This is a genomic window from Amycolatopsis sp. NPDC051128 (assembly GCF_040682715.1).
In the GTDB taxonomy this organism is placed as follows: domain Bacteria; phylum Actinomycetota; class Actinomycetes; order Mycobacteriales; family Pseudonocardiaceae; genus Amycolatopsis.
In genome coordinates, this window is the sequence record NZ_JBFBBN010000094.1 from 1 (window position 1) to 15,630 (window position 15,630).

General features: G+C 72.8%; 11 protein-coding genes. 2 read left to right on the forward strand and 9 right to left on the reverse strand.

Annotated elements, in window-relative coordinates; genetic code table 11:
- Nucleotides 1-126: 126 nt before the first annotated feature.
- The 5 genes from AB0M82_RS45480 to AB0M82_RS45500 form a co-directional block, all read right to left on the reverse strand.
- Entirely contained in the window at nt 127-2,310 is a 2,184-nt protein-coding gene (locus tag AB0M82_RS45480) for a bifunctional SulP family inorganic anion transporter/carbonic anhydrase (RefSeq protein ID WP_364736012.1), read from the reverse strand.
- A gap of 310 nt (nt 2,311-2,620) precedes the next feature.
- The gene (locus tag AB0M82_RS45485) at nt 2,621-4,912 is read right to left on the reverse strand and encodes a SulP family inorganic anion transporter (RefSeq protein WP_364736015.1); all 2,292 of its coding nucleotides are present in this window, start codon (nt 4,910-4,912) and stop codon (nt 2,621-2,623) included.
- Nucleotides 4,913-5,127: 215 nt separating this feature from the next.
- Nucleotides 5,128-6,408: an adenosylmethionine--8-amino-7-oxononanoate transaminase gene (locus AB0M82_RS45490; RefSeq protein WP_364736018.1), complete on the reverse strand. Its 1,281-nt coding sequence runs from the start codon at nt 6,406-6,408 to the stop codon at nt 5,128-5,130.
- 58 nt (nt 6,409-6,466) lie between these two features.
- The gene (locus AB0M82_RS45495) at nt 6,467-7,681 is read right to left on the reverse strand and encodes a cytochrome P450 (RefSeq protein WP_364736042.1); all 1,215 of its coding nucleotides are present in this window, start codon (nt 7,679-7,681) and stop codon (nt 6,467-6,469) included.
- A 22-nt stretch (nt 7,682-7,703) separates the two neighbouring features.
- Entirely contained in the window at nt 7,704-8,117 is a 414-nt protein-coding gene (locus AB0M82_RS45500) for an SRPBCC domain-containing protein (RefSeq protein ID WP_364736021.1), read from the reverse strand.
- Between the two features lie 64 nt (nt 8,118-8,181).
- Between AB0M82_RS45500 and AB0M82_RS45505 the strand changes: the two genes are divergently transcribed.
- On the forward strand, nt 8,182-8,805 hold the full coding sequence (locus tag AB0M82_RS45505) for a uridine kinase (RefSeq protein WP_364736024.1): 624 nt from the start codon (nt 8,182-8,184) through the stop codon (nt 8,803-8,805).
- Nucleotides 8,806-8,809: 4 nt separating this feature from the next.
- On the opposite strand, the gene AB0M82_RS45510 is transcribed toward AB0M82_RS45505, so the two are convergent.
- The 4 genes from AB0M82_RS45510 to AB0M82_RS45525 all read right to left on the reverse strand — a co-directional run bounded on the left by AB0M82_RS45510 (nt 8,810) and on the right by AB0M82_RS45525 (nt 13,411).
- Nucleotides 8,810-9,967 (reverse strand): glycosyltransferase family 4 protein, encoded by a 1,158-nt coding sequence (locus tag AB0M82_RS45510; protein WP_364736027.1) that lies wholly within the window; start codon nt 9,965-9,967, stop codon nt 8,810-8,812.
- A 144-nt stretch (nt 9,968-10,111) separates the two neighbouring features.
- Nucleotides 10,112-11,170 carry an NlpC/P60 family protein gene (locus tag AB0M82_RS45515; protein ID WP_364736030.1) on the reverse strand — a complete coding sequence of 353 codons (1,059 nt, stop codon included), beginning with the start codon at nt 11,168-11,170 and terminating at the stop codon, nt 10,112-10,114.
- 483 nt (nt 11,171-11,653) lie between these two features.
- Entirely contained in the window at nt 11,654-11,911 is a 258-nt protein-coding gene (locus AB0M82_RS45520; RefSeq protein WP_364736033.1) for a hypothetical protein, read from the reverse strand.
- A gap of 66 nt (nt 11,912-11,977) precedes the next feature.
- Nucleotides 11,978-13,411 (reverse strand): NYN domain-containing protein, encoded by a 1,434-nt coding sequence (locus AB0M82_RS45525; RefSeq protein ID WP_364736036.1) that lies wholly within the window; start codon nt 13,409-13,411, stop codon nt 11,978-11,980.
- 149 nt (nt 13,412-13,560) lie between these two features.
- On the opposite strand from AB0M82_RS45525, the gene AB0M82_RS45530 reads away from it, so the two are divergent.
- Nucleotides 13,561-15,264: a DEDD exonuclease domain-containing protein gene (locus AB0M82_RS45530; protein ID WP_364736039.1), complete on the forward strand. Its 1,704-nt coding sequence runs from the start codon at nt 13,561-13,563 to the stop codon at nt 15,262-15,264.
- Nucleotides 15,265-15,630: the final 366 nt, after the last annotated feature.

The following is a 15,630-nucleotide window of genomic DNA, read 5'->3' on the forward strand; positions in this document are numbered from 1 at the left end:
GTCTGCCCCCCCCGCTCCCCTCGCCCCGCCCCCCCCCAGTTGCCCCGGGCCCACCAACATGTGTCCCCCGCCCCGGCGGCGCCCCCGGCGGCCGCGCTCGGACGCGCGCGGCCCGCGTGCCGGCGGTCAGGCGCCCGGCACCGCCACCGGGGCCCCGGCCGGCCGGAACGTCCGCCCGGCGGCGTCGAACAGGTACACCTGGGCGTCGCCGACGTGGAAGTACATGCCGGTCAGCTGAAGCTTCCCGGCCGACTCCGCCGCCGCCACCGATGGGTACTCGCGCAGGTGCTCCAGCTGCTGGAGCACGTTGTGCAGGGCGAGCCTGTCACCGTCCCGGTCGGGGACCGCGCCGTCCAGCGTGGCCGAGCCGAGCCGGTGCGCGCTCGGCTCCGCGTGGCGGAGCCAGACCGACAGCGGGCCCGGTGGCGGGCCGTCGGCGAGGGCCGCCATCGCCCCGCAGCTCGAGTGACCGCACACCACGATCTCCTCGACACCCAGCACGCCCACGGCGTACTCGATGGACGCGTTCATCGACGCGTCGGCCTGCCCGGGCGGGACGAGGTTGCCGATGTTGCGGATGGTGAACAGGTCGCCGGGTCCGCTGGTGGTGATCAGGTTCGGCACGATCCGGGAGTCCCCGCACGTGATGAAGAGGGTGCGGGGCCGCTGGCCGTCCGCGAGCCCGGACAGCGTGTCGCGCAGCAGCGGTGCCGCGCGCCGGTGGAACTCGGTGGCGCCGCGGCGGGTCTGCTGGGCCGGGATGTCGACCCCTTCGGCCGCCTGCCACTCCGACCAGGGGGCGAGCCAGCGCGGCACCGCGCGGCTCGCGGCGATCCGGGACCGCGTCGGGCGGCCGGCCTTGCCCTCGCCGAACCACGGGTGGCCGACCTCGTCGATGTCCACGGTGCCGCCGGCGCGCTCGTGCGCCCCCTGCCAGGTGTGGAGGCTTTCGAAGGCGGCGTGGTCGAGGTAGTCGACGACCAGTTCCAGCCGCACCGGCGCCCCCGCCGGCACGTTGCCGAGGATGCGCGACAGCCGCGGCACCGACAGGAACGTCAGGACGCCTTCGACGACCACGCGCCAGGCGTCGCCCTCGCGTTCGACGTGGATGCCGGACCAGACCGTGCGACGCAGCATCAGCACCAATGCCAGCCCGATCCCGGCGAGCACGCCGGTGAGCAGGTCGAACACGACGACGCCGCCGAGGGTGAGCAGGTAGACCGGCAGGTCGCCGTGGGCGAGGACGGTCTTCATGTGCCCGGGGTTGACCAGCTTCGCGCCGACGTGCACCAGCAGACCGGCCAGCGCCGCCAGGGGAATGCTCTGGATCAGCCCGGCGAGCAGGACGACGAACAGCAGCACCCAGACGCCGTGCAGCACCGCCGACGCCCGGGACTTCGCCCCGGCGGTGACGTTGGTGGAGCTGCGGACGATGACGCCGGTGACCGGCAGCCCACCGAAGGCGCCGGACAGCATGTTGGCCGCGCCTTGGCCGACCAGTTCGCGGTTGAGGTTGGCGCGCGGCCCGTTGTGCATCCGGTCCACCGCGACCGCCGAGAGCAGGCTCTCCACGCTGGCGATCAGGGCGATGGTGACGACGGCGAGCGCGAACCCGCCCCAGCCGCCGTCCGGCAGCTGCGGGACGAGGTGGATGTTCAGCAGGTCGCCGGGCAGTTCGACGCGCGGCAGCGTCATCGCGAACACCACCGACACCACCGTGGCCACCGCGATCGCGACGAGGGGCCCGGGCACCTTGCGGACGGCTTCGGGCAGCCTCGGCCAGATCAGCAGGACGGCGATGGTGAGCACGCCGACGATGGTGGCGGAGTCGTGGTGGGCGACGATCTGGGCCGGCAGCTCGGCGATGTTCTCCAGCGCCGAGCTCTGGGCCTTGCCGCCGAGGATGACGTGCAGCTGGCCGAGCACGATCGTGACGCCGATGCCGGCCAGCATGCCGTGCACGATGGCCGGCGAGATGGCCAGGGCGGCGCGGGCGATGCGGCTCAGCCCCAGCAGGATCTGGCACGCACCCGCGGCGACGGTGATCGCGCAGGTGACGACCCATCCGAAGGTTTGGATGGTTTCGGCCATGACGACGGTCAGGCCGGCGGCGGGCCCGCTCACTTGGAGCGCGGAGCCGCCGAGCGAGCCGGCGACGATGCCGCCGACGACCGCGGCGACGAGGCCGGCGGCGACCGGCGCGCCCGAAGCGAGGGCGATGCCGAGGGACAGGGGGACTGCGACGAGGAAGACGACCAGTGAGGCCGGCAGGTCGTGTCGGAGCACGGCGAGGGGTCTCATGATCACCATGGAACCGGAAATTGAGTGATTTGTCCGCTATGTTCGACTCATTCGAGTGGACAACTGGCCGTTTTTCACCCTTTTGTCATAAATCGGACATCGCGTTAACATCCCTGTAACACGCGTCTGACCTGTCAAGCGACAGGTGAATCTCGGGCTATATAAGGGTTTCCAGCAGCCGAGAGGTTGACTGACGGCACTCCGCCGAAGGGAGTGCGGTAGCCGGGCGGACGCGAAGAGTGATCTCGCTCTCGCCGTCCGGGAAGCACCTCCCCGACCACGGCGGAGGCCGCCTCCGGAAGCGACCTCCGTGCCTCGATCAGTGCTCCAGCGCCACGGCGGGGACGAACCCGCGCGTCGCACCGTCCAAAAGGGACACTTGGGCGGCGCCGACGTCGAAGTACATCCCGGTGAGCCGCAGCGCGCCGCGGTCGAGCGCCGCGGCGACCACCGGGTAGCCGCGCAGGGTTTCCAGCTGCTGCACCACGTTCTGCAGCGCGAGCTGGTCGGCCTCGGCGGCCGGCCGCGTGCCGCCGACCAGCAGCGCCGCCTCACGGCTGCGGCGCAGCAGCGTCGCCTCGCCGTGGCGCAGCCAGCTGCCGAGCTGCTCGAGGCCGTCGGGCGCCTGACCCAGCAATGCCTTCATCGCGCCGCAGCCGGAATGCCCGCACACCACGATCTCGGCGACGCCGAGCACGCCGACGGCGTACTCGATCGCCGCGCCGACCGACGAATCGCTGCCGTCCGCGGGCGGCACGAGGTTGCCGATGTTCCGCACGGTGAACAGGTCGCCCGGCCCGCTGGTGGTGATCAGGTTCGGCACGATCCGCGCGTCCCCGCAGGTGATGAACAGCGTGTGCGGCTGCTGGCCGTGCGCCAGGTCGCTCCACGTGTCACGCAGCAGCGGCGCGGTGCGGCGGTGGAACTCCGAGGCGCCCCGGCGCAGCAGGGAGCCGGCCGTGCGCTGGGCGGGCAGCCCGACGTGCTCGGCCTGCCACTCCGACCACGGCGCGAGCCACCGCGGCACGACGCGCGCGGCGACGCTGCGGCGCACGGTCGGCGCGCCCGAGCTGCCGCGGCCGAACCACGGGTGCCCGATCTCGTCGACCGTCACCGGCCCGGCGTGCGCCCGCTGCCAGCCGCGCAGGCAGTCGAACGCGGCGTGGTCGAGGAAGTCGACGAGCAGTTCGAGGGTGACCGCGGCGTGCGACGGGACCTCGGCGAGCACGCGGGTCAGCCGCGGCACGGACAGGAACGTCAGCGCGCCCTCGATGACGACGCGGTGGCGGTCGCCCTCCTTGTCGACGCGAATCCCGGAGAAGATCATCCGCCGCAGCATCAGCGCGAGCGCCAGCAGGATCCCGGCCGCGACGCCGGTGAGCAGGTTGACGGCCACCGCGCCGGCGAGTGTGACGGCGTACACCGGCAGGTCGCCGTGGCGCCGGACCTCCTTGATCGCCGGGACGTTGACGAGCTTCGCCCCGACGTACACGAGCAGCGCGGCGAGCACGGCCAGGGGGATCAGCCGCAGCACCCCGGTGAACAGCAGGCAGGCGGCGAGGATCCAGCCGCAGTGCAGGACCGCCGACGCCCGGGTGCGCGCCCCCGCCTCGTAGTTGGTCATGCTGCGCACGACGACGCCGGTGACCGGGAACCCGCCGAGCGCGCCGGCGGCGACGTTCGCCGCGCCCTGCCCGATCAGCTCACGGTCGAGGTCGGTGCGCGAGCCGCCGCGGAGCTTGTCCACGGAAACCGCGGACAGCAGGCTTTCCAGCCCGGCGATCAGCGCGATGGTGACGGCGGCGAGCGCGAACCCGCTCCAGCCGCCGTCCGGCAGCCGCGGCACGACGTGCAGGGGCGGCAGCCCGCCGGGGAGGTCGACGCGCGGCAGGGTCAGCCGGGTGGCGACGGCCAGGCCGGTGGCCAGCGCGACGGCGGCCAGCGGGGCGGGCACGCGGCGCACCAGGCGCGGGAGCCGGGGCCAGGCCAGCAGCACGGCGAGCGTGACCACGCCGACCAGCACGGCCTTGTCGTGGTGCCCGGCGACCTGCGCCGGCAGGGCGAGGACGTTGGCGAGCGCCGAGCCCTGCGCCGAGCCGCCGAGCACGACGTGCAGCTGGCCGAGCACGAGCGTGACGCCGATGCCGGCCAGCAGGCCGTGCACGATGGCCGGCGACACGGCGAGCGCGGCGCGGGCGGCCCGGGTGAGGCCGAAGAGGATCTGGAGCAGGCCGGCGGCGACGGTGATCGCGCAGGTGACCGGCCAGCCGTGGGTGGCGATCGTGTCGGCCAGCACCACGGTGAGGGCGGCGGACGGGCCGCTGACCTGTAGCGGCGATCCGCCGAAGACGCTCGCGACCAGCCCGCCGACGACGGCGGAGATCAGGCCCGAGAGCAGCGGCGCCCCGGCGGCGAAGGCCACGCCGAGGGACAGGGGGACGGCGACGAGGAAGACGACTATCGAAGCGAAGAAATCGTGGTTGAGGTTCTCCAGCCTGCGCTTCCGGAGGTCCGGGGGCGCTTGCCCGCCGGTCCGGGGCCGGCTTCCGGAGGACTTGGTACGGCGGGACGGGGGGCCGGTGTCGTGCTCGCCACGAACGATCTCGATCATGGGGGCAGGATCGCCGAAACCCCGCGAAATGTCTGCTACGCAAGCATTTCTCACGTTCACCGAGGTGCCGGGTCAACGCGGTGTATCGGACTTTCAGGCAAAGCCGCACTGCCGCTTCCGCCGTTCGCGTGGCGCCGATCTTGCTCCGGCACGGTGCGCGACGATGAGAGCCTTCGGGTCCCGGTGTGCCCGTGGTCACACCCGATGTGCTGAATTCAGGCCTTGGCGGCGACCGCGAGCATCGCGCCGGTGATCACGGCGAGGTCCGCGTCGCTCGAAACGTACGGCGGCATCGCGTACACGAGGTCCCGGAACGGCCGCAGCCAAGCGCCGTGCTCGGTGACCACCTGGGTCGCCACCGCCAGGTCCACCGGGTGGTCGAGCTGCAGCACGCCGATCCCGCCCAGCACCCGCACGTCGACGACGGAACCCAGGTCGCGCGCCGGGGCGAGGCCGTCCAGCAGCCCTTTCTCGAGCCGGGTGACGTCGTGGCGCCAGCCGCCGCCGGCGAGCAGGCCGAGCGAGGCGTTCGCGACCGCCGAGGCGAGCGGGTTGCCCATGAACGTCGGACCGTGGGCGAGGACCGGGAGGGCGCCGCGCGAAATCCCCGCCGCGACCTCCGGCGTGCACAGCGTCGCCGCCATGCTCAGGTAGCCGCCGGTCAGCGCCTTGCCGAGGCAGAGCACGTCCGGCGTCACGCCCGCGTGCCCGGCGGCGAACAGCGCGCCGGTGCGGCCGAACCCGGTCGCGATCTCGTCGAAGATCAGCAGCACGTCGTGCGCCTCGGTGAGTTCCCGCAGCGCGCGCAGGTAGGCGGGGTGGTGGAACCGCATCCCGCCGGCCCCCTGCACCACCGGCTCGACGATCACGGCGGCCAGTTCCCCGGCGTGCGCGGCGATCGCGTCGGCGAGGGTGTCCACATAGGACTCGTCCGGCGGGGTGTCGAAGCCGGACGGCGGAGCCGGCACGAAGACCTGTTCGGGCAGCACGCCCCGCCACAGCGAGTGCATGCCGCCCTCGGGGTCGCACACGCTCATCGGCGTGAAGGTGTCGCCGTGGTAGCCGCCGCGCCAGGTGAGCAGCTTCCGCTTCCCGTCCTTGCCGCGCGAACGCTGGTACTGCAGGCACATCTTCGCGGCGACCTCGACCGAAACCGAGCCGGAGTCGCAGAGGAAGACGTGCTCGAGCCCGTCCGGCGTCAGGTCGACCAGGGTCTTCGCCAGCGTGATCGCCGGTTCGTGCGTCAGGCCCCCGAACATGACGTGGCTCATCCGCCCGGCCTGCCCGGCGAGCGCGGCGTCGAGCACCGGGTGCCGGTAGCCGTGGATGGCCGCCCACCACGACGACATCCCGTCGACCAGTTCCCGGCCGTCGGCGAGCTTCAGCCGCACGCCGCTCGCCTCGGTCACCAGCAGCGAAGGCACCTTCGCCGGCATCGGCGCGTAGGGGTGCCACACGTGCTGGGCGTCCAGGGCGAGCAGGTCGGCGGAGTCCATTCGCCGATTAAAACAAGCGGAGCGAAGCTCCTTCGCCGAGGGTGGTGGGAGGACGTCGTCAGCGCAACCGGACCGGCAGCGCCTCCAAGCCGTGCACCAGCGAACTCGGCCGGTAGACCAGCTCGTCCGGCTTCGCGTCCAGCGCGAGGGCCGGGAACCGGGCCAGCAGCCCGCCCAGCGCGATCTCGGCCTCCAGCCGGGCCAGGGGCGCGCCGACGCAGTAGTGGATGCCGTGCCCGAACGCCAGGTGCCCGCCCGCCGCGCGGGTGATGTCGAGCCGGTCCGGCTCCGGGAACCGCTCCGTGTCCCGGTTCGCGCCCAGCAACGAGGCCAGCACGAACTCGCCCGCCGGGATCGTCACGCCACCGACCTCCACCGGTTCGGCGGTGAACCGCAGCGTGGCGAGGTTGATCGGGCCGTCGAAGCGCAGGAACTCCTCGACCGCGCCGGGCAGCAACGCCGGCTCCGCGCGCAGCCGGGCCAGCTGCTCCGGCTCGCGCAACAGCGCCAGCACGCCGTTGGCGATCAGGTTGACCGTGGTCTCGTGGCCGGCGACCAGGAGGAGGAACGCCATCGACACCAGTTCGGGCTCGGACAGCGAGTCGCCGTCGTCGCTCGCGTGCACCAGATCCGACAGCAGGTCCTCGGCGGGCTCGGCGCGCTTCTGCGCGATCAGCGCGGTGAGGTAGGCGAGCATGTTCTGCGCCGCGGCCTGCATCTCCTCCGGCCGCACCGGCGCGCTCAGCAGCGTCTTGGACCAGCCGGAGAAGTCCGCGCGGTCTTCCTCCCGCACCCCGAGCAGCTCGCAGATCACCGTGATCGGCAGCGGCGCGGCGAACGACGGCACCAGGTCGGCCTTCTCCTGCCCGGCCAGCGCGTCGAGCAGTTCCGCGGTGATCTCCTCGACCCGCGGCCGCAGCCGGGCCACCGTCCGGCTGGTGAACGCCTTGTTCACCAGCTTCCGCAGCCGCGTGTGGTCCGGCGGGTCGGAGTTGAGCATGTGCCAGCTCAGGTCCTGCCCCAGGTTCCCCTGCGTGGCCTCCGGTGGCAGCTTCGCCTCGTACAGGTCACGGATGCCCTGGCTGTTCTTCCGCAGCCGCGGATCGGCCAGCACCGCCCGCGCCTCCGCGAACCCGGTGACCAGGTAGCACGGCAGCCCGCGCGGCGGCAGCCGCACCCGGCGTACCGGGCCGCCCGCGCGCAGCAGTTCCGCGAACAGGTGCGCGTCCTGCACGAAGTCTTCCGCCACCTCGACGATTTCGTCGGTCGTCATGTCGTCCCCAGTGCTCATCGCGTCAGCGTTCGGCCAGTGCCGCCACGACGCGCTCGGTCACGTCCTCCCAGTATGCCCGCTGTTCCGCGCGCTCTTCGGCGTCCGCGAGCCATTCCTGGTGGAACCGCAGCGTGGTCTTGGCGCCCGATCCGCTCAGCCGCACCTGGACCGTGGAGTCGTGGTCCCAGTCGCTCGGCCGCCACGTGAGCCGCACCCGGTCACCCTCGACGAAACTGCGGATCTCGCCGACCGTGCCGTTCTCCGTTTCGTATTCCGCGCCCTTTTCGCGCGGCAGTTCGGCGCCGGGGCCGAGCCAGACCGCGACGCCCTCGCGGCTCACCAGGAAGTCCCAGACCGTCCCGGCCGCGTACGGCAAGGTCCGCGAAACCCCGATGTTCCACCCCACATCGGCCGTCTTCCCCGTTGAAGAAGTCATGCCGCCATCCTCCCACCGGGGTACGACGAAACCCGTGCCCCGCCCGGGTGGAGGATTCTCTCCCGTGCGCTACCGTCCCATTTCCCCCGCCGTCCTGGCCGAAGAACTGACCGAACGGATCGACGCGCTCGCCGGGCGACGGCGGATCGCGGTCGCCGTCGACGGCGCGGCGGGCGCGACGGAAACCGCCGATCTCGCGGACGCCCTGGTCGACCCGCTGCGCCTGCGCGGCCGCGCGGCACTGCGCGTCTCCGCGCACGACTTCCTGCGGCCCGCGTCGCTGCGCTTCGAACACGGCCGCACGAACCCCGACGCCCGCTACACGGACTGGCTCGACCTCGGCGCCCTCCGCCGCGAAGTCCTCGACCCGCTGGGAGAACAGGGTTCCGGGGAGATCCTGCCCTCGCTGTGGGACGCCGAGCGCGACCGCGCCACCCGCGCCCGGCGCGTGCCGGTCCCCGAAGGCGGGGTCGTGCTCGTCGACGGCGAACTGCTGCTCGGCGCCGGGCTGGCCTTCGACCTGGCCGTGCACCTGTGGCTCTCCCCCGCCGCCCTGCGCCGCCGCGTGCCGGACGCCTGGGCGGTCCCGGCGTACGAGCGCTACGAGGCCGAGGTGGACCCGGGCGCGCTCGCCGACGTCGTGGTGCGCGTCGACGATCCGCGGCACCCGGCGCTCTACACTCCGTGAGCCCTCAGCGGACGACAGCCACCGGGTCGCCGTCCAGCAGCCCGGCCAGCCGCCCGGCCAGGACGTCCCACCGCCAGTTCCGGGACACCCACTCCCGGCCGGCCGCACCCATCCGGCGCGCGCGCACCGGGTCCGCGAGCAGACTGGTGAGCGTTTCGGCGAGCTGACCGACGTCCCGGCCCTCGACGACGTGCCCGGTGACCTCGTCGAGCACCGTCTCGGGGGCGCCGCCGGAATTGCCGGCCACCACCGGCAGGCCGGTCGCCGACGCCTCCAGGTAGACGATGCCGAGCCCCTCGACGTCGAGGCCCTTGCCCCGGGTGCGGGCCGGCATCGCGAAGACGTCCCCCGCGGCGTAGTGCGCGGGCAGCTCCGCCCACGGCACCGACCCGGTGAGCACGACGTCGCGCTCCAGGCCGAGCCCGGCGACCAGCCCGGCCAGCGTCCGGCGGTACGGGCCGCCGCCGACGATGAGCAGCGCCGCGTCCGGGACGCGCTCGCGGATCTTCGGCAGCGCGCGGATCAGCTGGTCCTGGCCCTTGCGCGGCACCAGCCGGGAGACGCACACGACGGTCGGCCGGTCGCCGAGGCCGTGCCGGGCCCGGATCTCCGCGCGAGCGCCGGAATCCGGCCGGAACACCTCGGTGTCCACCCCGGACGGCAGCAGCTCCAGCCCGGCCATCGGGCCGAACGCGGCGGCGAACCGGCCGCGGGTGTACCGGCTGACGTAGGTGACGACGTCCACGGTGCCGCCGATGCGCCGCAGCGCCTGCCGCGAGCCCGGGAGCATGGACCAGCCGACCTCGTGGCCGTGCGTGGACGCGACGACGCGCCGCGCACCGGCCTGGCGCAGCGAATGCCCCAGCAGCGCCAGCGGTGCGGCAGCGCCGAACCAAACGGCTTCGCAGTCTCGCGCGCGCATGATCTGCTTCGCCCGGCGAAGCACGTCCGGCGTCGGCAGCATCAGCGACGTCGGGTGCCGGACGACCTCGAACGGCGCCTCGGCGTCGAACTCCTCGTGCGACCCCGTCCGCGACTCCCACGACGGCGCGTAGACGACCAGGTCGTCCGCCGGCAGCCGGGTGGCGAGGGAGTTCAGGTAGTTCTGGATCCCCCCGGGCCGGGGCGGGAAGTCGTTGGTCACGAGCAGGGTCTTGAGCACGCCCCAGAGGCTAGCGGCCGCCACCTGTTCGTTCGGGGGTCCGGGTGGCGAAGCCCCCGGCCCGAGGCGGAGCCTCGGATGACACCGACGGCGAAGGGGCGGCACCGCGTGTGCGGCACCGCCCCTTCTCCGTTGCTGCCTGGGTCACGACGTCGGGCGGCGTGCTCCCGAGTACTGGCTCTGCAGCGGCGAGATCTTCACGACGTCACCGGTGTCGGGCGCGTGCACCATCTTGCCGTCGCCGATGTACATGCCGACGTGCGAAACGGGCGAATAGAAGAACACGAGATCGCCCGGCTGGAGCTGGTCCCGCGGCACCGCGGCGCCGAAGGTCGACTGCTCGCGGCTGGTCCGCGGGATGGTCATCCCGGCCTGCCCGTAGGCCCACATCGTCAGGCCCGAGCAGTCGAACTGGTTCGGCCCGGTCTTGCCGTAGGAGTACGGGCTGCCGAGCTTGCTCAGCGCGGCGTTGACCGCCGCCTGGGCCGCCGCGGTGGGCGCCTTGATGCTGGTGGGCGCCGACCCGCCGCGGTCCCTCTGAGCGGCCTTGTCGGCGGTGCTCAGGTTCTGGTTGGCGGCCTCGAGCTGGTCGATCTGGTCCTGCAGGGTCTTCTTCTTGGACTTGATGTCCTCGGTCAGCTTCGCCGCCGCGTCACGGGCGTCCGTCGCCCGCTTCGCGGCGTCGGCCGCCTTGTCGGCGGCGTCGGTGGCCTGCTTGACGGCGCCGGTGAGGTTGCCCATCGCGGCGTTCTTGTCGGTCGCGATGACCTCGAGGGCCGCCGAGCGGTCCAGGAAGTCCTGCGTCGACGTGCCGGCCAGCAGCGCCGACAGCTTGTTGAGCTGGACGCCGCTGGTGAACGACGCGCCGGCGAACTTGTCGACCTCGGTCTGGTACTTCTTCTGGTTCTCGGACGCCTGCGCGGCCTGTTCCTTCGCCGCGTTGACGTCGTTGGTGGCCTTGTCGAGCTCGCCCTGCTTCTTCTTCAGGTCGTCCTGGGCCGAAAGCAGGTCTTCGTTGAGCTTTTCGGCCTGTGCCGCGAGGTCGCGGTACTTGGCGAGGGCGTCCGACCCGGCGGGCGGGGGGACTTGGAGGACGGGGACGGGGGCGGCGATGGCCGTCGGCTGGGCCACGGTGACGAGGATGATCACCGAAGCCGCTGCGAGGGCACCTGACACCACGCGCCTGACTGGATGCGACTGCACGGTCGCGCGGGTCTCCTTTGCGTCTCGGCCGCCGACGGGACCGGGCCGCGAAGAGGTCGGGGAGTCCTCTTCGCCGCTGTCCCCCACCGCGTGCGGGCCGTGCGCTTTCGGACTGTGCCCTTTCGGACAGTGCCCTTTCGGACAGTGCCCCTTCGGACAGAGAAAGCCGCAACAGGTGAAGCAACGCGATGGTGGTTCCGGTTCCCAGCTTCCCGACAAAGCTGCGTCCGGCGGCGATCTCGCGTCGCCGCCTTATCGACGGCCGGGGGCCACGAGATCTCGGACAGGTTACGAAAAGACCGCCTCGACGTCCACTACCTCTCGGCCAAAAACTCTCCGTAGCGCCGATAAACACCATCGGACCAGGGTGAGAGAAAACCTGTGACAGGTGTTACACGCTGGGGTTTCTCCGGCGCCGTTTCGACTACCTACCGTTCACCTGATCCGATCGACCATTCGGCGCGCCGACACGAAACGGGTGTGTCAGGCCGTTCGCCGGACCGGCTCTTCGACAAGACGCAGCCGTGGCACCATCCCCGCCTCGGCCAGCGCGTCGACGGCCCGGCGCTCATCGGCGTCCCACACGACGGCGGGTGGCGCGCCGAGCAGCACGCTCACCACGCAGTCGTGGCAGGAGATGCCGCGCACGACGCAGTGGTCGCAGTCGACCACGAGGTTCTCGATGTCCGAAACCGAAATGTGCGAGACGTCCACCGCGGACTGCTCGGGGGTGTCGCTCATGTGGTTCTCCTCACGTCGGAACTCCTGCTCCGCACGGTAGGCGCCACCACCGACAGTTTTCGTCGGTCAGACCCGGCTGAGGCGGCTGACGAGGACCGCGGAGGGCGTCGGGTGGGCTCCGCCGCCGCGGACCGAGTCGGCGACCGCGCGGTCGGACGTCGCGACGACCATCGGCCGGCCCGCGGGCTCGGCCGCGACGAGGTTGCGGATCACGTCGTCGGCCAGGACGCCGCGGTCGGAGAACAGCACCCGCACCCCGCGGGGCACCGACGCCGGGACGGAGAGCACGCCGGCGCCGTCGAAGACGACGGTGACCTCGGCGGCGGTGCGCGCGGCCAGCGCGGACAGCTGGTGGATGAGCCGGTCGCGCTGGTCGGCGAGGGCGAGTTCCGGGTAACCCGTCTTGGTGACGTTGTAGCCGTCGACGATCAGGTGCACGTTGGGCAGCGCGAGGTAGCGGTCCAGGGTGGACACGTCGGCGATCTTGCCGCCCTGGCCGATGCCCGAGGTGGCGCCGCGGACCATGTCCGCGGGGCGGGCGCCGCGGGCGCCGAGGGCGAGTTCGCGGCGGAGGCCGGTGACGGCGCCGTCGATGGTGTCGATGAGCAGGGCGAGCCGCACCTCGTCGGCCTGCCGGGCTTCGCGGGCGGACTGGCGGGCGATCTCGGCGTCGGCGGCGGCCCGTTCGGCGCGGGTGCGTTCCTGGGCGACGCGCCGGCGTTCGCGGTCGAGCTGCGCGGTGAGGGCGGCGATCTCGTCGGCATGGGCGGCGGAGCCGCGTTCGGCGTCGGCGGACACCGCTTCGGCGGCGTCCTTCGCCCGGCGGAGCTGGACGCCTTGGTCGCGAAGGCGCTTCAGGAGCTTCTCGACTTCGCCTTCGCGCTCGCCGCGGACGTTCTCGGCGGCTTGCTTCGCCTCGGTGAGTTCGGCGCGGACCTGGGCGAGTTCGGCTTCGAGCCGCTGGGTGCGGGCGAGGGCGGCGTCACGTTCGGCGCGCAGCGCGTTCTCCTCGGCGTTCTTCGCGACGAGCCGGACGCGTCCGGCGGCGCCGGATTCACCGAGGAGGACGGCGGCGGCGGCCGCGGCGACGGAGTCGGTGGCGTTGGGGTCGAGGGCGTCGGTGCGGTGTTCGCGGAGCCATTCGATGACGGCGGTGCGGAACTGGGAGGACTCGCCGAGCGCGGTGAGCAGGGCGGCGCCGCCGAGCTTGGCGCGCTTGGCCGGGGCGAACTTGGCGACGGGCCGCAGCTGCCGGGGGACGTCGGTGGTGGGCAGCTTGGCGACGGCGGCGGCGGAGAGCTCGGCGATGCGGTCGCGGACGGGTTCGGGGAGGGCGGGCCAGCTGGCGGGTTCGGGCCGCTCGCCGCCGTCGGCCGCGGGGTCCGGCCGCGCCGCTCCGGAGTCGTCGAGGGGGTCCTCGCCGGGGCCCGGGCGCGCGGCGACCCCCGAGGGACCGACGGGGTCCCCTGGCGGCTCCGGCACGAGCGGCTGCGGGTGCATTGGTCCAGGGTAGGCCCCGCCCCCGCATCCCGCGCCGCGCGCCACACGGACCGCACCCCGACCAGCATCCCGGCACCGAACCAGCTCACCCGCACGTCGTCGGCGCGCGCCGGCAGAAACTGTCGGGGGTGGGCTTTAAGGTCTCGCTCATGCGTTCGGTCCAGGCACAGCTCGCGTTCGACGAGCTCGGAACTCCGTTGCGGGACACGACTTTTGTCGTCTTCGACCTGGAGACGACGGGGGCTCCGCCGGGGCCGTCGGGGATCACGGAGATCGGTGCGGTGAAGGTGCGTGGGGGTGAGGTGCTGGGTGAGTTCGCGACGTTGGTGGATCCGGGGATGGTGATTCCGCCGCAGATCGTGTCGTTGACGGGGATCACGCAGGCGATGGTCTACGACGCGCCGCCGATCGAGGAGGTGTTGCCGGCCTTCCTGGAGTTCATCGGCGGTTCGGTGCTGGTGGCGCACAACTCAGGGTTCGACACGTCGCACATGCGGGCGGCGTGTGAGGGGCATGGCTATGTGTGGCCGAAGCTGACCGTGGTGTGCACCGTGCGGTTGGCGCGGCGGGTGGTGCCCCGGGACGAGGTGGGGCGGTACAACCTGACGGCGCTGGCGTTGTTGTTCGGGGCGCGGACGCGGCCGACGCACCGGGCGCTGGACGATGCACGGGCGACCGTCGACGTGCTGCACGGCTTGCTGGAGCGGGTCGGCAATCTGGGGGTGCATTCGCTCGAAGAGCTGATGGGGTATTTGCCCGAGGTGACGGTCGCCCAGCGGGCGAAGCGGCACCTGGCGGCGGATCTGCCGTCGGCGCCGGGGGTGTACCTGTTCAAGGGGCCGAAGGACGAGGTCCTGTACGTCGGCACGGCGAAGGACCTGCGGCGGCGGGTGCGGACGTACTTCACGGGTTCGGAGGGACGGAGCCGGATCCGGGAGATGGTGGCGCTGGCGGAGCGCGTCGACCACGTGGTGTGCTCGCACGCGCTGGAGGCGGAGGTGCGGGAGCTGCGGTTGATCGCGGCGCACCGGCCCGCGTACAACCGGCGGTCGAAGAACCGGCACCAGGGCTGGTGGATCGGGTTGACGGACGAGGCGTTCCCGCGGTTGTCGGTGGTGCGGCTGCCGCGGCCGGGGGTGCTGGGCCCGTTCCGCAACCAGGCGGACGCGCGGGCGACGGCGGACACGTTGGCCGGTGCTTCGGGGTTGCGGACGTGCACGCAGCGGATCTCGCCGAGGTCGCCGGCCGGGACGCCGTGTGTGCTGGCGGAACTGGGGCGGTGCGGGGCGCCGTGCGCGGGGCGGCAGAGCGTGGAGGAGTACGGTCCGGCGGTCGATTCGGTGGCGGGGCTGATCGCGGGGCTGGACGGCCGTCCGCTGCACACCGCGGCCGCGCACGTGGAGCGGCTGGCGGCGGGGCAGCACTACGAGCAGGCGGCGCGGCACCGGGACGAGCTGGCGGGGTTGATCCGCGCGCTGGGGCGGGCGCACCGGCAGGCGTCGCTGGCGTCGATCGGGGAGCTGATCGCGGCGGCCCCGGACGGCGAGGGTGGCTGGGAGCTGGCGGTGATCCGCTACGGCAGGCTGGCCTCGGCGGGCGTGGCGCGGCGCGGGGTGCCGCCGATGCCGGTGGTGGAGGCGCTGGTGGCGTCGGCGGAGACGGTGCTGCCGGAGCCGGGCCCGTTGCACGGCGCGCCGCCGGAGGAGGTCGGGGTGCTGCTGCGCTGGCTGGCGCGCCCGGGGGTCCGCCTGGTCCGCACGACGCGCCCATGGGCGGAGCCGGCGGCGGTGGCGGGCTGGCGGGGCTGGCTGGACCTGGTCGCCGACGCTCACTCCCTGGAACACGTCGGCTGAGCAGCAGCCAACCGCCGGGTGGCCCGTGCTGCGAAAGGGTTCACGGGCCTGGTCGCGGCAGCTTCCGATGCCTCTCCACGGCCGGTCTCATGCGCCCCAATGTGGCGTTGGTTGCGTTGAATGACACTGCGGCGCGAAGCGCCTCCGTTGAGGGTGGCGGTGGGGCATGGGAGGAGCACCGAACGCCACATTGGGTGCGCTCGACGCACCCAACGCCACATTGGGTGCGCTCGACGCACCCAACGCCACATTGGGTGCGCTCGACGCACCCAACGCCACTGTGAGGATGTGGGGGCGAGGTCACCGGTCCGGTTTGACTCGGAACGCCACCGACCGTGGTGTCTGGCCAATGATCTGTCGGCCGGT